Annotated in this window: 18 protein-coding genes; 6 read left to right on the forward strand and 12 right to left on the reverse strand. The window is 45.7% G+C overall.

What is annotated here, in order from left to right:
• Positions 1-110: 110 nt before the first annotated feature.
• The 3 genes from gcvP to AWH66_RS02460 form a co-directional block, all read right to left on the reverse strand.
• Entirely contained in the window at positions 111-2,975 is a 2,865-nt protein-coding gene (gcvP, locus tag AWH66_RS02450; RefSeq protein WP_063605107.1) for an aminomethyl-transferring glycine dehydrogenase, read from the reverse strand.
• Between the two features lie 229 nt (positions 2,976-3,204).
• Positions 3,205-3,585 (reverse strand): glycine cleavage system protein GcvH, encoded by a 381-nt coding sequence (gcvH, locus tag AWH66_RS02455; RefSeq protein ID WP_006069462.1) that lies wholly within the window; start codon positions 3,583-3,585, stop codon positions 3,205-3,207.
• Between the two features lie 34 nt (positions 3,586-3,619).
• Entirely contained in the window at positions 3,620-4,927 is a 1,308-nt protein-coding gene (locus AWH66_RS02460; RefSeq protein ID WP_063605108.1) for a serine hydroxymethyltransferase, read from the reverse strand.
• 394 nt (positions 4,928-5,321) lie between these two features.
• Between AWH66_RS02460 and AWH66_RS02465 the strand changes: the two genes are divergently transcribed.
• The 4 genes from AWH66_RS02465 (at position 5,322) to AWH66_RS02480 (ending at position 9,968) form a co-directional block, all read left to right on the forward strand.
• Entirely contained in the window at positions 5,322-5,942 is a 621-nt protein-coding gene (locus AWH66_RS02465; protein WP_006069464.1) for a helix-turn-helix domain-containing protein, read from the forward strand.
• A gap of 391 nt (positions 5,943-6,333) precedes the next feature.
• Entirely contained in the window at positions 6,334-7,467 is a 1,134-nt protein-coding gene (gcvT, locus tag AWH66_RS02470; RefSeq protein ID WP_063605109.1) for a glycine cleavage system aminomethyltransferase GcvT, read from the forward strand.
• Between the two features lie 245 nt (positions 7,468-7,712).
• A complete protein-coding gene (locus AWH66_RS02475) occupies positions 7,713-8,786 on the forward strand; it encodes a S1 family peptidase (protein ID WP_063605110.1) in 1,074 nt (357 codons plus the stop codon).
• A 126-nt stretch (positions 8,787-8,912) separates the two neighbouring features.
• Positions 8,913-9,968 (forward strand): S1 family peptidase, encoded by a 1,056-nt coding sequence (locus tag AWH66_RS02480; protein ID WP_063605111.1) that lies wholly within the window; start codon positions 8,913-8,915, stop codon positions 9,966-9,968.
• A 1-nt stretch (position 9,969) separates the two neighbouring features.
• On the opposite strand, the gene AWH66_RS02485 is transcribed toward AWH66_RS02480, so the two are convergent.
• From AWH66_RS02485 to fruB, 4 genes are all read right to left on the reverse strand, one after another.
• Positions 9,970-10,551, reverse strand: a complete 582-nt coding sequence (locus AWH66_RS02485; RefSeq protein ID WP_063605112.1) for a mechanosensitive ion channel family protein — start codon at positions 10,549-10,551, stop codon at positions 9,970-9,972.
• A 168-nt stretch (positions 10,552-10,719) separates the two neighbouring features.
• Positions 10,720-12,456: a PTS fructose transporter subunit IIBC gene (gene fruA, locus AWH66_RS02490; RefSeq protein WP_063605113.1), complete on the reverse strand. Its 1,737-nt coding sequence runs from the start codon at positions 12,454-12,456 to the stop codon at positions 10,720-10,722.
• A gap of 57 nt (positions 12,457-12,513) precedes the next feature.
• Positions 12,514-13,464 (reverse strand): 1-phosphofructokinase, encoded by a 951-nt coding sequence (pfkB, locus tag AWH66_RS02495; RefSeq protein ID WP_063605114.1) that lies wholly within the window; start codon positions 13,462-13,464, stop codon positions 12,514-12,516.
• Positions 13,465-13,474: 10 nt separating this feature from the next.
• Positions 13,475-14,608, reverse strand: a complete 1,134-nt coding sequence (gene fruB, locus AWH66_RS02500) for a fused PTS fructose transporter subunit IIA/HPr protein (protein ID WP_063605115.1) — start codon at positions 14,606-14,608, stop codon at positions 13,475-13,477.
• A gap of 311 nt (positions 14,609-14,919) precedes the next feature.
• Between fruB and cra the strand changes: the two genes are divergently transcribed.
• Together cra and AWH66_RS02510 are read left to right on the forward strand one after the other, a co-directional pair.
• The gene (gene cra / locus AWH66_RS02505; protein ID WP_063605116.1) at positions 14,920-15,897 is read left to right on the forward strand and encodes a catabolite repressor/activator; all 978 of its coding nucleotides are present in this window, start codon (positions 14,920-14,922) and stop codon (positions 15,895-15,897) included.
• Positions 15,898-16,049: 152 nt separating this feature from the next.
• Positions 16,050-17,717, forward strand: coding sequence for a glycoside hydrolase family 9 protein (locus AWH66_RS02510; RefSeq protein WP_063605117.1), 1,668 nt, complete (start codon positions 16,050-16,052; stop codon positions 17,715-17,717).
• A 41-nt stretch (positions 17,718-17,758) separates the two neighbouring features.
• Here AWH66_RS02510 and AWH66_RS25855 read toward each other — a convergent pair whose 3' ends face one another.
• The 5 genes from AWH66_RS25855 to AWH66_RS02530 form a co-directional block, all read right to left on the reverse strand.
• On the reverse strand, positions 17,759-17,932 hold the full coding sequence (locus AWH66_RS25855) for a hypothetical protein (RefSeq protein ID WP_167360924.1): 174 nt from the start codon (positions 17,930-17,932) through the stop codon (positions 17,759-17,761).
• Between the two features lie 163 nt (positions 17,933-18,095).
• Complete coding sequence (locus tag AWH66_RS02515; protein WP_006069476.1) at positions 18,096-18,932, reverse strand: carbohydrate ABC transporter permease; 837 nt, start codon at positions 18,930-18,932, stop codon at positions 18,096-18,098.
• Positions 18,922-19,926, reverse strand: a complete 1,005-nt coding sequence (locus AWH66_RS02520) for a carbohydrate ABC transporter permease (RefSeq protein WP_063605118.1) — start codon at positions 19,924-19,926, stop codon at positions 18,922-18,924. The genes AWH66_RS02515 and AWH66_RS02520 overlap by 11 nt, the downstream gene beginning before the upstream one ends.
• Before the next feature lie 26 nt (positions 19,927-19,952).
• Positions 19,953-21,038: an ABC transporter ATP-binding protein gene (locus AWH66_RS02525; protein ID WP_063605119.1), complete on the reverse strand. Its 1,086-nt coding sequence runs from the start codon at positions 21,036-21,038 to the stop codon at positions 19,953-19,955.
• A gap of 76 nt (positions 21,039-21,114) precedes the next feature.
• A complete protein-coding gene (locus AWH66_RS02530) occupies positions 21,115-22,365 on the reverse strand; it encodes an ABC transporter substrate-binding protein (RefSeq protein ID WP_063605120.1) in 1,251 nt (416 codons plus the stop codon).
• Positions 22,366-22,419 lie beyond the last annotated feature (54 nt).

Below are 22,419 nucleotides of genomic sequence, written 5' to 3' on the forward strand. Positions count from 1 at the left end.
GCGAACCAAACGGTTCGCCTTTTTTACTGAAGTTAGTTTCCAATTTAGTTATCGGTTTCCAACTCGGTTATCACAGTTTCCAACTTGGTTATCTGTGATCACATAGAAAACTAGTCTTCGTAGTTATCAATGCTAGGGCAAGAGCAAATTAGGTTACGGTCGCCGTACACGTTGTCTACGCGGTTAACCGTTGGCCAGTATTTCCAGCTCTTAGTTGCGCTTGAAGGAAAGCAGCCTAGTTCGCGAGAGTATGGGCGATCCCATTCTTCTTTCGATAGGTCTACTTGTGTGTGAGGCGCGTTAACAAGCGGGTTGTTATCTAGTGGCCAAACACCTTCTTTAACTTGTGTCATCTCGTTGCGGATAGCAATCATCGCATCACAGAAACGGTCTAGCTCTTCAAGGTCCTCTGACTCTGTTGGCTCTACCATTAGCGTACCAGCCACTGGGAACGACATCGTGGGTGCGTGGAAACCGTAGTCCATTAGACGCTTAGCGATGTCTTCTTCACTGATGCCTGTCTCTTCTTTAAGTGGACGAATGTCGATAATACATTCGTGCGCTACGCGGCCGTTAGTGCCACGGTAAAGAACAGGGTAGTGAGGAAGTAGACGTTCCATTACATAGTTCGCGTTTAGAATCGCGACTTTAGTTGCGTCAGTTAGACCCGCTTCACCCATCATTGCAATGTATGCCCAAGAGATTGGTAGGATAGAAGCGCTACCTAGATCTGCTGCGGATACCGCGTAATCGCTACCTTCAACACCATTTTCGATGTGGCCTGGAAGGAAAGGTGCTAGGTGTGATTTTACACCGATAGGACCCATGCCCGGACCGCCACCACCGTGTGGGATACAGAAAGTTTTGTGAAGGTTCAGGTGAGAAACGTCAGAACCAATGAAACCAGGGTTAGTCAGACCAACCTGTGCGTTCATGTTCGCACCATCAAGATAAACCTGACCGCCAGCTTCGTGAACCATTTCGCACACTTCTTTCACGTGTTCCTCGTACACACCGTGTGTAGAAGGGTAGGTGATCATGATACTTGATAGGTTTTCGCGATGTTTTTCAATCTTCGCTGCTAGGTCATCAGTGTCGATGTTACCGTTGTCGTCACACTTCACTACCACCACTTTCATTGACACCATTGACGCTGTCGCAGGGTTAGTACCGTGTGCAGAGCTTGGAATCAAACAAACATTACGGTGACCTTCGCCACGGCTTTCGTGATAGCGTTGAATCGCAATTAGACCAGCATACTCACCAGATGCACCTGAGTTAGGTTGCAGTGAGAACTCATCGTAGCCAGTGATTTCACATAGCTTCTTCTTAAGATCGTTCGCTAGAGCTGTGTAGCCCGCCGCTTGGTCCATTGGTGCGAATGGGTGAATAGAGCCAAACTCTGGCCAAGTCACAGGAATCATTTCAGCTGCTGCGTTTAGCTTCATGGTGCAGCTACCGAGTGGAATCATACCGTGCGTCAGTGAGAAGTCTTTGTTCTCAAGCTGCTTTAGGTAGCGCATCATCTGTGTTTCGCTGTGTTGCGTGTTGAACACAGAGTGAGTTAGGTAGCGAGAAGTACGGCGGCAGTTCTCTGGAATAGCAGCAAACTCATTACCTGCGATTTCAGCAGATAGGGCTTCTACTTTCTCTTTAACTCCGAAGACTGCAAACAGGACGTTGATATCTTCAATCGTCGTTGTCTCATCGAAGCTGATACCGATTTGACCATCTAGTTGACGTAGGTTGATGTCAGACGCCATGGCTTTTTGAAGCAGTTTATCTGTGTTGTCACCAGTGTTGACTGTGATGGTATCGAAGAAGCTGTTGTGGGCCAGTTCGTAGCCAGATTTAGTCAGACCTGCTGCTAGGATAGCCGTCATGTGGTGTGTACGGCGAGCGATGGTTTTAAGGCCCTCTTCACCGTGGTAAACCGCGTAAAACGCAGCCATGTTGGCAAGCAGTGCCTGCGCAGTACAGATGTTCGATGTCGCTTTCTCGCGGCGGATGTGCTGCTCACGAGTTTGCATCGCCATACGAAGTGCTTGGTTACCGTTAGTATCGATCGAAACACCGATAACACGACCCGGCATAGTACGCTTATGCTTATCTTTTGTTGCCATAAACGCTGCGTGTGGACCGCCGTAACCCATTGGTACACCAAAGCGTTGTGCAGAACCGATAACTACGTCTGCACCCATTTCGCCCGCAGGCTTAAGTAGGGCAGAGGCAAGAAGGTCGGTGGCTACCGTCACTAGTGTTTTGTTTGCTTGTGCTTTAGCAATGATGTCAGTTAGGTCACGTACTTCACCGGTTGTGCCAGGGTACTGTACTAGTGCACCAAACACATCTTGTTCAGGTAGTGATTCTAGTGAACCGACTTGAACCTCGAATCCGATGAACTCAGCACGAGTTTTCACGACTTCTAGTGTTTGTGGGTGTACATCGTCAGCGACAAAGAAGACTTTGCTCTTACTCTTACCAGCACGCTTACATAGGGTCATCGCTTCTGCCGCTGCGGTTGCTTCATCAAGTAGCGACGCGTTAGCGATTTCCATACCAGTTAGGTCCATGACCATTTGTTGGTAGTTTAGAAGTGACTCAAGGCGGCCTTGAGAGATTTCAGGCTGATAAGGTGTGTAGGCTGTGTACCAGCCTGGGTTTTCCAGAACATTTCGCAGAATCACGTTTGGCGTGAAGGTGTTGTAGTAACCCTGACCGATGAATGTGCGTTTAACTTGGTTCAAATCCGCGAACTTTTTCATTTCAACCAGCATGTCCGCTTCGCTCATTGGAGCGTCTAGCGTCATTGGCGTTTCAAGGCGGATTTGCGCTGGGACAGTTTCTTCAATTAGCGTATCTAGATTTAGTACGTTAATCGCGTCCAGCATCTTTTGTTGGTCAGATTTGTTTGGCCCATTGTGGCGTGCAACAAATTCATTTTGTGTGCTTAGGCTTTGAAGTAATTCAGTCATGATTCCTTTACCTTCTCAAAGATCCTCTGCGAGATCTTTAAAATCGTTGCTCGAATTTTTTACGTCATACCCGCTTTTTTATGTCATTCCTGCGCAGGCAGGAATCTACCAAAAGCATGTGCCCAACTAAAACAAGATCCCTGCCTACGCAGGGATGATAACGCTCTTTACGGATGCGTCGGTTCAAGTTAGGCGACACTAAAACAGACGAGCAACGTCTGTATGTTGCTTACTCGTCTTCGATAGAAGCTTGGTACTCTTCTGCGCTCTTAAGGTTTTCTAGCTCAGAGGCGTCAGACATTTTCACCTTAACAATCCAGCCGCCTTCGTACGACTCTTCGTTGATAAGCTCTGGGCTGTCTTCAAGCTCTTCGTTGATTTCAACGATTTCACCTGAAACTGGCGCGTAAATGTCAGAAGCTGCTTTCACTGACTCTACTAGAGAGAAGCTTTCGCCCGCTTCGATTTCGTCTTCTACTTCTGGTAGGTCAACGAATACTACGTCACCTAACATCTCTTGAGCGTGCTCTGAAATACCGATAGTCACAGTACCGTCACCGTTGTCGCGTACCCATTCGTGGCTGTCAGAAAACTTCAAAGTGTTATCCATTGCTTTATCTCCAATATTAAGGATGTTTTATTCTTTAAGTGTAAAGTGGGAAGCGAGCACACAGTGCCTTCACTTCTTTACGAACACGTTGTTCGACTTCTGGGTTACCCTCAGGGTTTTCTACCAGACCGTCAAGAACATCGCCAATCCACTCACCGATGAGTTTAAATTCTTCAGTACCGAAACCACGAGTGGTTCCAGCTGGCGTCCCTAAGCGAATACCAGAAGTAATCATAGGTTTTTCTGTATCGAACGGGATGCCATTTTTGTTACATGTGATCCCCGCACGCTCCAACGCTTCTTCTGTTTTGTTGCCTTTCAGACCCTTAGGTCGTAAGTCAACAAGCATAAGGTGCGTATCTGTACCGCCAGTCACAATGTCACAACCGCGAGTTTGCAACACTTCGGCTAGAACTTTTGCGTTTGCGATCACTGAATCGATATAAGTTGAGAACTGAGGACCTAAAGCTTCGCCAAATGCCACAGCTTTTGCCGCGATGACGTGCATTAGTGGACCACCTTGAAGACCCGGGAATACCGCGGAGTTGATCTTCTTGATGATGTCTTCGTGGTTAGTCAGGATCATGCCGCCGCGAGGGCCGCGAAGTGTTTTGTGCGTTGTCGTAGTGACAACATGCGCATGTTGTAGTGGGCTAGGGTGAGCACCTGTCGCAATAAGACCTGCGATGTGTGCCATATCAACCATCAGGATTGCGCCCACTTCGTCAGCGATTTCACGGAACTTCGCGAAATCAATAACACGTGGAATGGCACTACCACCTGCGATAATCATTTTTGGTTTGTGTTCAACGGCTAGGGCACGAACGTCGTCGTAGTTGATTTCTAATGTATCTTTATCAACGCCGTATTGAACAGCATTGAACCATTTACCAGACAGTGCTGGACGTGCACCGTGAGTTAGGTGACCACCCGCATCAAGCGACATACCCATAATGGTGTCGCCCGGTTGCAAAAGGGCTAGCTTAACGGCGCCGTTTGCTTGTGCGCCAGAGTGAGGTTGAACGTTTGCGTATTCACACTTAAAAAGGGTTTTCGCACGTTCAATAGCAATAGCTTCGACAGTATCTACGTGCTCACAACCACCGTAGTAGCGACGATTTGGGTAACCTTCTGCATATTTGTTGGTTAGGCAGGTGCCTTGTGCTTGCATTACCGCTTTAGAAACGATGTTCTCTGAAGCGATAAGCTCGATTTGTTCATTTTGACGGACGAACTCGGCTTGTATTCCGGTGAATACTGCGTCGTCTGTAGCAGACAGGTTGGTTGAGAAGAAGCTTTCTAGGCTGTGATTTTGGTAGCTTTTCAAGTACTGAGCATTCATGGCGGTGAACCTTCCATTGTTCAATCAGTGCCTTATATTACCTATTGTTGGTACTGACTGAGGCTTGTCTTAGTACTGCTTGGACGAAACATAAGTCCAATGTTGCAGCGCGAGAATGTCCCAAAAAGTAGGACTAAATCATTCATAAAAACGGCACAGGTTGAGGTTAACAACGCAACGGACCTGTACTCGCTAATGCATCTCTTCATCTAACAAGCCGATAACATACCTCGCTCGGCACCAACAATCAATCAAAAATTTCCTATAGGAAACACAGTTTCCAAAACTGTTACGGAGAGCACGCTTTATTTTTGTACATGGTCTTTAATAAAGACACAGCTTCATGCAACAATGAAAATGAGTCACAGGAAGTTACTAGTAGAAGAGGGAAAGCATGTCAGAAGACATCTATGATGAATACCCATCGCTGACTTTAGCGAAGGAAGGTGATGAGAACATTGAGCCTCTAAAACTAGGCGAAAGAATTAAAGATATTCGCGCCAAACTAGGACTGACGTTAGAAGAGGCGAGTCAAAGAACTGGTCTTGCACGTTCTACGTTAAGTAAGATTGAAAACGAACAGATATCGCCAACGTTTCAAGCCATGCAAAAACTTGCATTGGGCTTGCATATAGATATGCCGCAACTATTTGAACCACCTAAGAAAAAGGTGGCAACAGGTCGCCGTGATTTTACTCGTCGAGGTGAAGGTAAACCTCACCCAACACCTACCTATGAGCATGAGTTACTTGCCACTCAGTTATCAAACAAAAAGATGATGCCTTTTAAGAGCACTGTGAGGGCTCGAACCTTCGAAGAGTATGGTGACTGGGTACGACATGATGGTGAGGAGTTTTTACTGATTCTCTCAGGAGAAGTGAAGTTCTTTTCTGAGTTTTATGAGCCGATGATTATGTCGGCCGGAGATAGTGTGTATTACGACGCAAATATGGGTCATATGTTGATATCCGTCAGTGAAGAAGACGCCCATATTTTGTGGGTGACGGCGAAATAATCGTCAAAGGAGACAGTTTCCTATAATAAAGGCAAACGTTTGCTCTGGTGCTTAAAAGTTGTGAACGAGCGTGGTTTTGACGAAAATGTCGTCGAAACCACGCTTTTTTCATGCCTGTCATTCTGTGAATGGAATGTTAAATGTCACATTTTTGAGTGTTCATATCTTGTTAAAGGTGAAAAATGGGCGCATTCTTGTTTATTATAGGAAACAAGGTTTCCAAATGACGAAAATCTAACTTCGTATAGGCGTCAACAACAAGACGTAAGGTGCGATAACTCATGCTCTGCCATTCCTACTGCAAAGCAGATAAATAAGGAATAGCGGAATTTAGACATCCCCGATTTAGGAGCAGGGCTCGTAAATACAGCCCAACCCAATGGAGAATACAATGGCTCAAGAACAAGCAACCCAAGATTTGTTGAAAACACCACTGCATGCATTACACGTGGAAGTGGGGGCGAAGATGGTTCCTTTTGCTGGCTATGATATGCCAGTTCAGTACCCACTTGGTGTGAAGAAAGAGCACTTGCATTGTCGCGATGCGGCTGGCCTGTTCGATGTGTCTCACATGGGACAAGTGCGTCTATACGGAGAAAACGCAGCGAAGATTCTAGAGTCATTGGTGCCAGTTGATATTATCGATTTACCGGAAGGTAAGCAGCGTTATGCTTTCTTTACTAATGAAGAAGGTGGCATCATGGACGACTTGATGGTTGCGAATCTAGGCGACCACTTGTTTGTAGTCGTAAATGCTGCATGTAAAGAACAAGATATCACTCACTTAGAAGCGCACCTTACTGATGGCGTAGAGATGGAAGTGATTGAAGATCGTGCGCTACTTGCGCTTCAAGGGCCAAAAGCCGCTGAAGTATTGGCTCGTGTACAACCTGAAGTAGCAGATATGCTGTTTATGGACGTGAGAAAACTCGATATCAATGGTGTTGAGTGCATTGTTAGCCGTTCAGGTTACACTGGTGAAGATGGTTATGAAATTTCAGTTCCATCTGCAAATGCAGAAGCACTGGCGAAATCACTAACAGACTTTGAAGAAGTAGAGTGGATTGGTCTTGGCGCCCGTGACTCACTTCGTCTGGAATGTGGCTTGTGTCTATATGGTCATGATCTGGATACGACAACGACACCAGTTGAAGCTAGCCTGCTATGGGGCATTCAAAAGGTTCGCCGTGCTGATGGTGAGCGTGCTGGTGGCTTCCCTGGTGCAGACATTATCCTTAAGCAAATCGAAACTAAAGATGTGGCACGCAAACGTGTTGGGCTTGTTGGTCAAACCAAAGCGCCGGTTCGTGAAGGTGCGAAGCTGTTTGATGCTAATGATAACGAAATCGGCATCGTGACAAGTGGTACAGCAGGTCCTACAGCGGGCAAACCAGTATCAATGGCTTATGTAGCGACTGAATTTTCGGCAATCGGTACCGAAGTGTTTGCTGATGTTCGTGGCAAGAAGTTGGCTATGACTGTAGAGAAAATGCCATTCGTTCCTCAACGCTACTACCGTGGCTAAACACAGTTCTACAACACAGAACTAGATTATAATAAGCATCGCATTAGCGGTGCTTTTTTTCGTTTTAGGACATTGTTTCTATTAACGATAGAAAAGGCCACAAAATGAAAAAACCGTATGGTGTTAGATAATTAGTGAGGTAACCCCACACAAAAGCTATATCTTGTTTGCATGTTTTTTGCGAGAGTGATATCAAAAGAGAATGAATCTCAGTTCGTCGATAGTGTACAAGGAGTAACTGTCTAGTGATTCTATTATTACCATTTAAACGGTCAGCTTATACAACGCTCGCTTATACCGCGTTAGCGTTTGCTTTTGCACCATCAACCAATGCGCAGGTCGAAGCTGCTCCTTATATTGTCAACGGCAATACCGCGAATGTCGCCGACTATCCGTCGTTTGTCAGTTTGTATTTGGACGGTCAAGAGTATGGGGTGGGCTATTCTTCCTCTCCTTATTGTGGGGGAACACTTCTTAATTCTGAATATGTTTTGACGGCGGCGCATTGTGTTTATAGCAATCGCGATTCGCAGTTACTTACAATGGTTGCACCTAACTTGCAGTATGAGTCAGATTACGTTAACTCGGAAAAAAGACGAGTGGTTGAGGTATTTTATCCATCCGACTATGTTGATGATATTAATAAATTAGTACCCAACGACATCGCGATACTTAAACTAGAATCTGCATTAGGAGTGGGGACGGCAATAAACCGTCCAAATAATGAAAGCTATCGCAATCCTGCGAGCGTGTTTACTGCTGTTGGCCATGGCAATACAAGTTATGGTCACGATGCGTTTGATGTACTGCAGAAAGTGAATCTAACCTATGTGGACAATACTGTTTGTGCAGGTGCGTTCTCGGATGGTAGTTACCTAACGCCAAAGCAAATTTGCTTCACAGGTGATTACAGCAGCGCGACGAACTTGTTAGCAGGTACTTGCCAAGGCGACTCAGGCGGTCCTATTTATTGGGATAACAATGGTCAACAAGTTCAGGTTGGTATTACAAGCTTTGGGCCTGTACCTTGTGGCGACAAAAAACGCTCTGTAACTGCGGTGTTTACCGAAATAGGGGATTATTCTGATTGGATTAACCGTGTCCTTAATGGGCAAGAAGTAGCTAAGTTTGTGTCTAACGATACTACGAGACGTAATTATCTGATCAGTAAAGGCTATAACATTGGTTCATCTGGCAATAGTGGTTCTTCTTCAAGTTCTTCTTCGGACTCTGGTGGCGGTGGAGCGGTGCATTTTTCTTTTGTTGCGTTACTGGTTAGTTTGGGCTGGGTGAGACGCCGAAAGACAATTCTAGTCTGAGTCTTACTTTCGATACTGCTTACTTAACAACAATTTCTCGAACTCCCTTAGTTGAGCTCTATACTTATTTATGAACGACTGCTCCGATAGCGTCGTCGATAAGTTGGGTTGCAAAGGGAGTTTTTTATGAAATCATGGTTCGCCAACCATTCCGGTGCTGTACTTGCCCTTTTAAGCTCACTAAGTGTTGTGACGTTGCCATCTAACGCGGCTGAAATTGATATCGCACCGATGATTGTTGGTGGTGAAGATGCTTCAATCAACGATTTTGACTCTTTTGCCAGTTTATACATTGATTCTACGGATTACGATGGTCGTTACTCAGGGGGAGCCTATTGCGGGGGAACCTTCTTAACGTCGGAATATGTGATGACGGCGGCTCATTGTCTCGAAGGTGATATGGGGGCGTTACTGTTCACATCCGCTGTTGCCATGTTGGAAAGTGAACGAGATTTCTTGAACGCGGACCGACGCCGTGTCACCGAAGTATATATTCATCCTGATTTTAACAACAACATTACCTTACTACTCCCTAACGATATCGCTATTTTGAAACTGGAATCGCCAGCTTCTTCAGGGAGTAATGTCAATCGTGTTACGACGCAAAGCTATCGAAACGTTAATGAAACCTTTGTAGCTGTAGGGCATGGCAACACACGTTCAGGGGTAGATGGTACACCGATTTTGCAAAAGGCGAATCTGTTCTGGGTAAGCAATGCTGTTTGTGCTTCAAACTTTCAGAATGGCAACAATTTAACAGATAAGCAGGTTTGTTTCAGTGGCGATGTTAGTCAATCAACCGGGCTGAAAGCGGGGACGTGTCAAGGAGATTCAGGTGGCCCTATTTACTGGAACAATAATGGTAGTTACCAGCAAGTTGGTATTACGAGTTTTGGTCCAGCGACGTGTGGTGATCCTCAATCTTTGGTTACGGCGGCCTATACAGAAATAGCGGATTATGCGACGTGGATTGATAGTGTGTTAGCTGGATCGGAAACACCGTTTATTGTTTCCGATGAACAAGCGCGATTGGATTATTTATCAGTTAATGGTCAGGTCATCTACACTGGTGGCACGATTTCCACCAACACGTCCTCTGGTGGCGGTGGTGGAGGGGCTCTCACTTGGCTCGCATCGCTTGCGTTAATTGTCATCGCGGCATACCGACGTCGCCTTAGCTAATTTATGAGTCTTTTCTAATTCTTGTGTAAAGTCGAGTCGTTGTACTCGGCTTTTTCTTGGGTGCAAGTTTAATAACACTTTTCTGTAGCATTAGGCTATTTGGATAGGTAATTAAGTTGCCACTGTCGTGCTTAATTAAGACGTGGAACATTCGTATGTCTTGAATAATGCCAGAAATATCTTCGTCTCTATCAACCACCTTGATACGATCACCGACTCGATAGGGAAAGACGAAAAATATCAAGAAACTCGCGGTTATGTTGCTCAGCATTGACCACTGTGCAACGAGAGCGACACCCAGTACAGCAAATACTGAAGAGAAGAACAGTGATAAGTCGCCATATCCAACGCCCACCGTGATAGAGAAGATGGCGATAAATATGAAAGCAAAGGCGATATTGAAAGTTCTCAGGATAAAACTGCTTCTAGCGGCAGATACTTTCTTGGTTTCTGCTAACCGTTTAATCCAGCTATTTACCAACTTAGTAAACAGGTAATAACCAAGAAATAGTACGATCGCAAGCAGGATTTGGACCGAGAGGGTATGCGGAATTGAGTTGGCTAAACGCAGTAGGTGTTCCATGGAATTTATAGTTAGTTAAAAAGCTATTAGAAATATGGAGTCAAGAGGGTGGGAATACAAGTAATTGGTAAAGAAACAAAAAAGCGCTGCGAGGAGCAGCGCTGAAAATGCCTATTTTGGGGGGTGGCATTGTGCCAAGTGAGCGGGCTCACTTGGACTTTTAAATGGTTAGGCAGTCGCCACTTCTTTGCTTTCTTCACGGCGTTTTAGGAAAGCGTAGGTGAAACCAGTTACTGCAGTACCTGCCGCGATAGCCACTAAGTACATAAGCACTGGTGAGATCGCACCTGGAATCAGTAAGACAAACAGACCACCGTGTGGTGCCATTAGTTTTGCACCGACTAACATAGATAGAGCACCAGTTAACGCACCACCAATCATACAAGATGGGATAACGCGCATTGGGTCTTTGGCTGCGAATGGAATTGCACCTTCAGAGATGAAGCACATACCTAGTACAAAAGATGCTTTACCCGCTTCACGCTCACCTGCTTCGAACTTGTCTTTAGCGAGGAACGTTGCCAAGCCCATACCTAACGCAGGAACCATACCTGCAGCCATGATTGCTGCCATTGGAGCGTACGTTTGAGAAGCTAGTAGACCAACACCAAAGGTGTATGCTGCCTTATTAACTGGACCACCAAGGTCGAAACACATCATAGCACCAAGGATAATACCTAGAAGTACTGCGTTAGCGCTGCCCATATTGTTTAGGAAGTCAGTCATTGCTGCCATGATGCCAGCAACTGGACCACCAACGATGTAGATCATGACCAAACCAGTGAACAAACTTGCTAGGAATGGGATGATCAATATAGGTTTAAGCGCTTCCATTGACTGTGGCAGAGACACTTTGTCAGCAATCAACTTCGCTGAGTAACCCGCAATGAAACCTGCTGCGATACCACCTAGGAAACCTGCACCTGTAGAGCTTGCAAGCATACCGCCGATTAAACCCGGAGCAAGACCCGGACGGTCTGCGATTGAGAAAGCAATGAAACCCGCTAATACAGGGATCATTAGAGCGAATGCACTGCCACCACCGATGGTCATAAGCGCAGCCGCTAGTGTGCCTTCTTCTTTAAATGCCTCAATACCGAATACGAACGACAGAGCGATGATCAAACCACCGGCTACAACAACAGGTAGCATGTGAGATACGCCAGTCATAAGGTGCTTATAAACGCCTTTTTTCTCTTCCGTTGCGCCTGCTTGGTTGCTTGCACCAGAGTGAGTGTAAGTAGTCGCTGAAGCGAAGGCCTTATCGATTTCTTGTTCAGTTTTCTTAAGTGCTAGACCTGTACTGGTTTTGTACAAAAGCTTGCCGTCAAAGCGATCAAGCGGCACTTCAATATCAGCGGCAATGATGACCAAGTCAGCATCAGCGATCTCTTGAGCAGTCAGCTGGTTTTTAGCGCCTACTGAGCCGCGAGTTTCCACTTTAATTGTGTGACCTAGACGTTTACCGTGTTCTTCTAGTGCTTCTGCTGCCATGAAGGTGTGTGCAACACCTGTTGGACAGGCCGTGATAGCAACGATTTTCTTCGCGCCACCAGTTTGTTCAACTGCAACTGGAGTAACTGATGTACCTTTGGTTAGCTCAGTTGCTTTTTCGATTGCGTTAGCTAGGAACGCTTTAGGATCCGTTGTGCACTCGGAAATGTTCGCTTGGTAGACTTTCTTACCAACTAGGCGCTGTGTATCCACAGGCGCGTTTGCAGCAACAATCACCACTTCCGAGTCAGCAATTTGCGCGTCAGTTAGTGTTTGTGTTTCAACAACACTTGAGTGACATTCGATAGTCGCATCGTGTCCAAGTGCTTTAGCCGCTTGATCGAGCAATCCGGCTGCGATAATGCTATTTGCTACCCCACTAGGGCAGGCTGTAATAATTGAAATTTTCATAGGTTTGACCTTTGTGTCCATAAGTGCCACAAAATCAGAATCAAAGATTCGGATCGATTAGCGGCTCAGCTCTTGTAACAGTATTTGTTGTTGTAGTGATTTAACTTCTTCAATGCTTGGCACTCCAACACCCACTTGACTTACCGCCAAAGCAGATAGTGCAGTTGCAAAAGAGAGTAATTCTTCTTTAGCGAATGATTGCATGTGACCCCAACATAGTCCTGCAACCAGAGTGTCGCCCGCACCAACGGTGCTAACGACATTCATTCTTGGTGGTTTTGCTTGTAGCCATTGGTTGTTTTCAAGCCAAAGCACGCCATCGGCACCCATAGAAACAACAATGTTGGCAATGCCTTTGTCTGAAAGCGACTCTGCTGCTTCTAAACATTGTTCTTGAGTGTCTAAATGACGACCAACGAACTGAGACAGTTCTTCGTCGTTAGGCTTGATTAGCCATGGTTTAGAATCTAGACCTTTGGCGAGTGCATCGCGGCTGCTGTCGAACAGTACGCGTTTACCTTTTTGCTCTAATCGTTCAATCCAATTTGCACATTGCTCGCTACTAATACCGCGAGGTAAACTGCCCGCGAAGACAAAGTAATCGTGCTCTTGCATTAACTCATCAAGCGTGGCTTCAAATTGACGGATTGCCGCTTCGTTGACTTCTACACCAGGGAAGTTAATGTCGCTTACCGCGCCGTTTTGCTCGACCAATTTCACGTTGATACGAGTGGAACCTGAGACTCGAATAAAATGGTCTTTGGCACCCATTTGTTCGAACAGTTGGCAGAACAACTCTTGGTTGTCACTGCCTAGAAAACCAGTCACAGTAACGTCTGCGCCTAAATCACTAAGCACTTTTGCTACGTTGACACCTTTTCCCGCAGCGTGCAGAGAACCTTGATTAACCAGACTGACTGAGCCCGTGTTTAAGGTATCTAAGCTACCTGTTAGATCGAGAGCGGGGTTAAGTGTGATGGTTACCACTTTATTAGTTTGTGCTGTCATGACGAGCTCCTTAACCTTCACCAAGGCCGGAAGCGATCGCTTTACCAATGGCTTCTAATGCCTCTGCTGCATCTGGGCCTTCAGCAGAGAACTGCAATTCGTGACCATGTTTCACACCTAGAGCAATCACTTTCATTAGGCTCTTCGCGTTAACCGCTTTACCTTCACCGTTTAGGTTAGAAACCGTAATGGCTGATTCGAATTTCTTCGCTTCTGCCACTAGCATTGCACCAGGACGAGCGTGCAAACCATGTGCATTCTTAATCTTAAATACGGCAACGTTTCCGTCAGTCGCATCGGCACTTGCTACCTCTTCACCAGTGAAGAAACCCAGCACCTGTTCCGCGGATAGTGACAGTAACTTTTCTTGCTCTTGCTTAAATACCACTTCCGTGATTTTGTTAAGCATAGATTGGTGAGCGTTGTTGCAAGCTGCGAATGCGATCAGAGCGTGTACTGGCGTGCCGTCTAACTCACATTGATTGATGGTTGAAACAAACGCCATACCTGTGCGAGTCACCGCCTTATCGCTGCTCACTAGCCACAAGCCTTTACCTAGATGAGTAGGGGATTTAGTCACAAGGTCCGCAACGAATTCTTTTCCAGCACCGCCAGTATTTTTTAGCAGACCGCCTGCGACTGCTGCCATTTGAACCATGTCGCTTGCAGGGAAGTTCAGCTGGATAAGTGATGCGTCAAAATCTGCCTCAAGCTGAACGTCACCATTAAGTAGTGCGATGATTTCGTTTGCTGACTTTGCTTGTTTAAGCTTTTGTTCAACGCCATCTGCAGACAACACTTTGGTGAGCTGTTTTAGGATGCCTAAGTGCTCATCTGATTTTGCTGCAATACCAATCGCTATGTATGCTGTGTTGCCGTCGCCCCAATCAACACCGTTAGGGAAGTGATGAATAGCAACGCCAGTTTGTTTTACAAGGTCGCGTGTGTCTGTTGTGCCATGTGGAATGGCAATACCATTGCCCAAAAAGGTAGAGTTTTGGCCTTCACGATTGAGCATACCGTCGACATAACCTTCTTGAACTAAGCCCTTTTCTGTTAGATCAGCAGCAATCACCTTGATTGCGCTTAGTTTGTCGTCCGACGATTGATTTAATTTGATGTTGTTACTGTTTAGTTCAAGCATGTTCGCTCACCCACGTTATTCTTGTTCTTGAATCGACTCTTTGTTCTGCTTTAAGCTCAACTGAATCGATTCAGCAAAATTTTAAAAAAATTCAGCAAAGCGTATTTGCTGTACCGACTTTGCCGCGCTAGTTCCTATGTTTACTGACATTTTTCTCTGACTACGTCACTGTAAATATAGGTCAGTTTTCAAAACTGTGAACTTTGCTGAATCCTTTCAGCTTTTATACTGAACCGATTCAGCTTATAATTCAACTTGTCAGTTAGGTTGGAATTCATTTATATGATCCATCGCACAAAAAGGATCGAGTTATGACTTTAGATGAAATAGCGAAGTTAGCGGGGGTCTCAAAGACCACAGCAAGCTATGTAATCAACGGTAAAGCACAGAAATATCGAATTTCTGAAAAAACCCAAAAAAAGGTAATGGCAGTCGTCGAACAGCATAATTACCGTCCAGATCATGCTGCGTCATCATTACGTGCAGGTCATAGCCGTTCGTTTGGCCTAATCATTCCTGATTTGGAAAACACCAGTTACGCACGCATTGCAAAACTGCTCGAACAAAACTCTCGTAAAGCAGGTTTCCAAATTCTAATCGGTTGCTCAGATGATGATCCAGAAACGGAGAAACTTGTAGCGGATGCCTTAGTTTCTCGTCGAATTGATGCGTTGTTTGTTGCCAGTGCTATTACAGAAGCAAGTGACTTTTATCTTACGATCCAAAATCGTGGTACCCCTGTGATTGCGATTGACCGTTCGTTGGATGATGAACACTTTAGTTGCGTGATCAGTGAAGATTTTGGTGCAGCGTTTGAACTCACTAACTCGGTTATCGATAGCAGCACTCAATCGGTTGGACTTATCGGAGCACTGCCTGAACTGAATATTTCTCGTGAACGTCAGTTGGGCTTTGAGTCTGCGGCGAAAGATGCGGGTATCGAGTGTTACGTAACTTATGGTGAGCACTTTAACAACGACGAAGGTAAGCGTGTGTTTAGTGACTGGGTTGAGTCGAACTCTATTCCTGATGCTATTGTCACAACGTCTTATACCTTGCTTGAGGGTGTGTTGGATGTCCTTATTGAACAGCCTGAATTAATGAACAAGATTAAACTCGCCACATTTGGTGACAACCGTTTATTGGATTTTCTTCCGACCAAAGTAAATTCTTTGCCTCAGCAGTTTGAGCTAATTTGCGATAGTGCTTTGGAGCTTGCTTTAAATGCGTCTGCGAAACGTTACAAGCACGGAGTTGAACTTATCCCAAGAAAACTAAAGATGAGATAGGTCAGCGTAGCCGTTTTTATCTGAAGTCATTGCCTCCCTTGACTTCCCGCAATATTTAAAGCAATTGATCGCGGGTTTACTGGAAACCAATCAACCGACTACTAGACTGCTTTCAAACGATATTCTCGGTGGAAAACAGCATAGGAGTCGCGATGAAAGGTTTTTTGGTCTGGGCTACTGTGATGCTGTCTTGGGTGACGTACGCCAACGAGATTGTCGTTAACCAATTAGGTTATGAGCCTACCGCAAATAAACGGGCGTATTGGGTCGATCCAGAAAACAAGCACCTTGATCTGCTCGCCCTTCCCAAGGACGCTAAGGTCGCTCGGTTTCCTCTGACCTACAATAGCCATTTACCCAACGGCAAACCGGTTTATGTTGCTGATTTTTCTGTTGTCACCGAACCTGGCTGGTATGTCCTAAAATCAATAGAGAAGCGTTCGGTTCCCTTCGAAATAAAACCCAATGTTTATCAAGGATTGCAAACTGCTTTAGTTCACGCGTTGTTTTTGCAGCGCTCTGGTGAGGCCGTGTATTCGCCCGTGACAGGCATGGCAAGGCCGCCAAGTCATATCAAAGATGGTGAGATTTTTCGTGGTGATGAGTTTAATCCTAAAGGGACAGTTATTGATGCCAGTGGTGGTTGGTATGATGCTGGTGACTTTGGTAAATATATCGCCACGGCGACAATTACCGTAGCGAGAATGCTTGAAGCTTATCGACAGTCACCGAATCAGTTTGATTCTCCTAACGGAGAAATGCCCCCAATCTTAGTTGAAGCGCTATATGAGCTGAACTGGATGATGAAGATGCAGCGCAAAGACGGAGCAGTGTATCGCAAGCTATCTGGTGCGACGTGGCCTGCTAAAATTCCACCTTGGTTGGATACCCAAACTCGATATATCTATGGCGTCAGTACGCCAGATACCGCAAAGTTAGCCGCTACACTAGCGTTCGCATCGCGCATCTATCAACCATTTGATAAAACCTTGTCAAAGCAAATGCTCGCTGCGGCAGAATTGGCATGGCGTTATTTAGAGACTCAACCTGAGCAATATATCGATTGGCAAAAAGAGGACGACAGTGGTTCTGGCCCTTACATTTACAACCAGTTTGATAAAGAAATTGCGCTGGAGACCGACGTCGACGATAGAATTTGGGCGGCAGCAGAACTCTATATCACAGCTAACAAAGAGAGTTATCTGTCCTATGTTGAGTCGCATTATTCCCAGCTTGTTGCCACCGGACGCCCAATGCTCGATTTTTTTGAATGGAAAAATCCAGCGCTTATGGGGGTATGGCACATTATGACTGAAACCAACACCAAGTTGGTTGAATCTATGAAAAGGGATCTCGATAGTGTCGCGCGTGATTATGCTAAGAGCGCTCAGCAATCACCCTTCCATGTTGCCAACCGAAAGTTCATTTGGGGTTCCAACAAAATGGTTGCCGAGATTGGTATCTTGCTTGCTTGGAGCGATATTATCTCTGGTAAACGGGATTACCAGTGGTTGGTTCAAGCGCAGCTAGATTACTTGCTTGGTGCGAATGGTTTTAATATGAGTTACGTGACCCACTTTGGGACGCATGCAGTGAGACATCTCCATCATTTGTATCGAATTGGTACAGGCGTAAGTCTACCGGGTTTCTTGGTAGGAGGACCAAATATAAAAGGGCAAGCAGGCATCGCGCCTAAAGACTTGGGAATGCTGAGTTATGTTGATGATGAAAAGTCATACGCCGTGAATGAGTTTGCCATTGACTACAATGCGGCATTAATCGGTTTGCTAGCCGTAATTGACTACTATCAGGAAGAGTAAGAGAAGTCACCCTCTTACCACGCGTAAGAGGGTAGAATTGGTTACTGTTGAGCACAGTTAATATCGCCTAGTGCGGTGCAAATCTCTTTTTCACGCTGAGCGTCTTGCTCCATTTTGTTTCCAATTTCTTGGTTATTGCGATATTCATTTGATGGTGCACAACCTGCAATCACTATAAGAGCGCTCATTGCCAATAATGCTTGATACTTTTTCATGTTACCACTCCTAATCCTTGGGTCATTTATATTGTAGTTATAGGCAAACACTATAGATTGAAAGAGATGGCTATACAACCATATGAAATTTGGTTGCTGGTGAATTGAGCGGCGGAGGACAGAACAAAGGGCGCTTAGGTATTAAGCGCCCAGCTAGGTAGGATTAACCTTTCACGGCTCCTGCGGTTAAGCCGTCGATGAGCTTACGAGAGCTGATCACAAACATCACCATGAGCGGTAGCACGGCGATGGCGACACCACTGAAAATTGCGCCGTATGGAACCAGACCTGTACTGCCTTGCAACGCGCGCAACGCGAGCGGAACGGTGTACATTTCCATATCATTCATAACAACCAGTGGACCCATGAAGTTGTTCCATTGACCAATGAATACCACAAGACCCAGCGTACCCAACGCAGGTTTGATCAATGGCACGACAATGCGCCAGTAAATTCCGAACTCGCTACAGCCGTCCATTCTTGCCGCTTCAATCAGCTCTCTTGGAATAGCACTGCCGATATATTGTCTCATCAAGAAGATGCCCATCGCCCCACATGCCATAGGGACATAGAGCGCTTTCGGCGTATTCATCCAACCGAGAATCGACATGATCAATGCGGTCGGAATCATGCTCAAAAACGCGGGTAGCATGAGTGTGCCCATAATGAACACGAACAGCATCTTTTTATATCGAAACTCAAACATAGCAAATGCATAGCCAGCAAGTGAACAAAACAGCAGATTCAAGGCTGTTGTAATGGCGGCAATGTAGAAACTCCAACCTAAGTTTTTCCAAAAGTAGGGTAAGTAATCAATGAGCGCGGTCAAGTTGTTGCCTAACTCGTCACCAAACCATAGTGGAGGCGGCACGGACATAATGGCCGTATTATCGTGAGTCGCAAAAACGAACATAAAGTAAAACGGAGCTAACATAACGATCGCGCCAAAGGCGACGAAACTGTAGGCGGTGATTTGTCCTGCAGAGAAATTAGTCTTCATCGTTTGCTCCTCGGTTTTTCTCAGAGAACAGTTTGTTGTTGCCCCAAGATAGAGCGGCAATAATCATAAATAGAATCCAAGAGATCGCGGAGGCAGTACCAAAATCACCTTCTTGGAATGCAGTAATGTACATATGCATAGCCGCAGATTTACCGGCTTGGTCTATACCGCCCGTCCCATTAGTAATGATGAAGGGTTCTTCGAAAATCTGTAGACTACCAATGATCGACAGCGTAATCGCAAAGAACATCATCGGTTTAAGCATTGGCAGCGTAATGTAGAAGAACTGCTTTATTTTGCTTGCACCATCGATGGTGGCAGCTTCATACAGGTCTTTTGGAATGGTTTGCATCGCTGAGAGATAGAGAATGGTATTCCAACCCACATAGCGCCAAAACACCACGAATGAAATCATGCCTTTAGTATATTCGGGCTGATTCCAGTCAATGTTTTGCGTTGGGAAGATCCACGCAAACGGCTCTATGCCGCCAATGGAGATCGTACCTATAGAGGTAAGTACCATATTTACTAAGCCGTAATCTCGTGAAAATAGCGTAGTAAAGATCATCGCCACGGCAACAGTTGAAGTAATGTAAGGCAAAAAGTAAACGCCAATGACTCCATTTCTGGCACGCTTAAAACTGGTATGGATGAAGAAAGCCAGCGGAATAGCGACTAGGTGTTGCGGAACGCCTGACGCCAGTGCCATCCAGAATGTGTTGTAGAGTGATTTGTGAAACCAATCGTCGGTAAGCGCAAATTGGTAGTTTTCCCAGCCCACCCATTCCATCGCACTGAGACCAGCCGCTGGCTCCCAATAATGAAAGGAAAGGTAGAGAGAGAACAGCATTGGGAATACACCAAATGCTAAGAAAATAATGAAAAATGGACTAATAAACAGGTAGGGTACCCATTTATGACTCTTGGCTCGCCATTGATGCCAAGTACCAGTATTTTCACTGGGTTTATTGGTAGAGGTTATGCTAACAGACATGTTGGACTTCCTGTAACGATACTCGATTAGGCTGCATGTAAAACTTTGCCTTCGGCATTAAATACATGCGTTCGTTTAACATCGAAAAACAGTTCGATGTCTTCACCTTCAAGTCGAGTGAGGGAGTCTGACGAATCGATTTCGGCAAGAATTTTGTTGTCACCTAACTGGCAGTGTAAGTGATACATAGATCCAAGAAGTTCAGCGTGAATCAAGCGTACTTTAACGCTGGCTATGCTATCTGATTCAATGGCTTGTTTATTAAGATACAAATCGCTTGGACGTACTCCATACTCGATGCCTTCATGTGAATTGTGCAAACAGCGGTCAAGTTCAACAACTTGATTGCTGATATTCAGTCCACGTGAGTGAGGCATAGTCGCGGGAATCATGTTCATTTCAGGGCTACCGATAAAGGTTGCGACAAAACGACACGATGGTGCGTCGAAAATCTCTTTAGGTGTGCCAATTTGTGCCACGTAGCCATCTTTTAAAATCACGACTCTATCGGCGAGGCTCATGGCTTCCACTTGGTCATGGGTAACGTATAGCGTGGTTGTTTTTAACTTCTGATGCATCGCTTTGATTTCAGCGCGCATGCTGCCTCTTAATTTGGTATCTAGGTTTGATAGTGGTTCATCAAACAGAAATACGGAAGGGACACGTACCATCGCTCGTCCCATTGCTACGCGCTGTCTTTGGCCACCAGATAAGGCTTTAGGATAACGTTTGAGTAACGGAGTGAGTTCCAAGGAGTCCGCTACGGCAGCAACTTGTTGTTTGATATCATCTTTGCTGCGACCAGCCATTTTAAGAGGAAAAGCAATGTTCTGCTCTACCGTCATATGTGGGTATAGGGCATAGCTTTGAAACACCATAGCGGTATCACGATCTGTTGGGTGAAGGTCGTTGACTAAGCGGTCTCCGATATAGATCTCGCCCTCAGAAATCTCCTCTAATCCTGCCAACATGCGTAGCGTCGTGGATTTGCCGCAGCCAGATGGCCCTAGAAATACGACAAACTCACCATCGTTAATATGCAGATCAAACTGCTTAACGACTTCAGTTTTGCCGTAGCGCTTTTTTAAGTTCTTAAATGTTACAGAAGCCATAGTTTTCTACTTACCTAAATCGAGCATCACTCCTAGCAACCGCTAGGAGTATGTCTTAAAAATTGATGGAACGGGATTAACGACGAGCGCGGCGCTTAATTTGACGCGCGGCATCTGATAGCGCCTTATCGATCTCTACATTACGAGTCAGTACCGATTGAAGCGCGTCATCGACGATCTGCTCGGCGATAGGGTCATGTCGATGTGCCTTAATTGCTGGGATGTTGGCAGCGGCCAGTTTCCATTGCATGCGAGCTTGAGTACCACCTAAGTATTCAACAGGTTGTTCCATAAATTCGGAATTTTGCGCTTCGATAAGAGAAGGGAAGATATTAAGCTGCTCGAACACTTCCATCTGAATATCAACACGTTGGCTCATGAACTCAATGAACTTCCACGCTTCATCTTTGTGCTCCGCGCGCTTTGGAATTGCCAAGAATGAGCCACCCCAGCTTGCAAATGTATTGGCAGGAAGGTCTGCGGTGCGCCAGACGTTTTCTCCCGGAGAAATCCAGCCGTTAAAGTGACCACCAAGCCAAGAGCCCATCATCTGGCTGGCAATATCACCGCGACGCAGACCTTCGGTCCACTCCGTGCTCCATGCTTTTACCTGCGCATCGAGATGAGCATCACGCACTTGTTTTGCGAGTTTGAAAGCTTCTTTAAAACGATCTGACTCGACCATGATTTTGTTGTCTTGATCGAAGTAGATAGATTCGCCGTCTTTGAGGCCAGAGCGGATAACGATATCTTTAATGTCCACTGCGTCTGCAACAAGGTAGGAGCCTGTTTTCTCTTTGATTTTCTTGCCAGACTCAATGAATGAGTCCCAGTCACGCAGCAGTTCTTCTTGGGTCACACCAGCTTTGGCCAATACTTCACTGTGATAGAAAATCGCACCCGGACCGATATCAACCGGTAAGCTTGATTGCTCGCCTTTGTTGTTTTGGCCTAGAGGTACTGTAAATGGTGAGAAAGTATCAGCAAATGCGCCTGCGTTGTAAGGTGGTTGATTAAGATCTTCCAAGCCGCCTGCGTTGGCGAATCGTCCGATATAGCCCACTTCAATTGCCATTACATCGGGTACGTTCGCACCCGTCGACAGTGAGGTTGTCATCGCTGTGTGGTGATCATCGAATGCCAAGGAGGTTAGGTTGATTTTGATGTCTGGATTCTCTTTTTCAAACATCGGGATCGCCATACGAATTGCCTGGTCGTAGTTTGCAAATGCTGCCACATTTAGCGTTGTTTGCGCCCATGCCGTGCCAGACAGTGTTGCTAGCGCGATAGCAGAGACAAGTTTGGAGTATTTTAATGCTGTTTTCATTGCTCTATCTCTTTCTTGTTAGGGTAAGCGCTCAGTTTTTGTTCTTCAGTGCTG

Origin of the sequence: Vibrio barjaei, from assembly GCF_001639065.2 — a bacterium.
Lineage (GTDB): Bacteria > Pseudomonadota > Gammaproteobacteria > Enterobacterales > Vibrionaceae > Vibrio > Vibrio barjaei.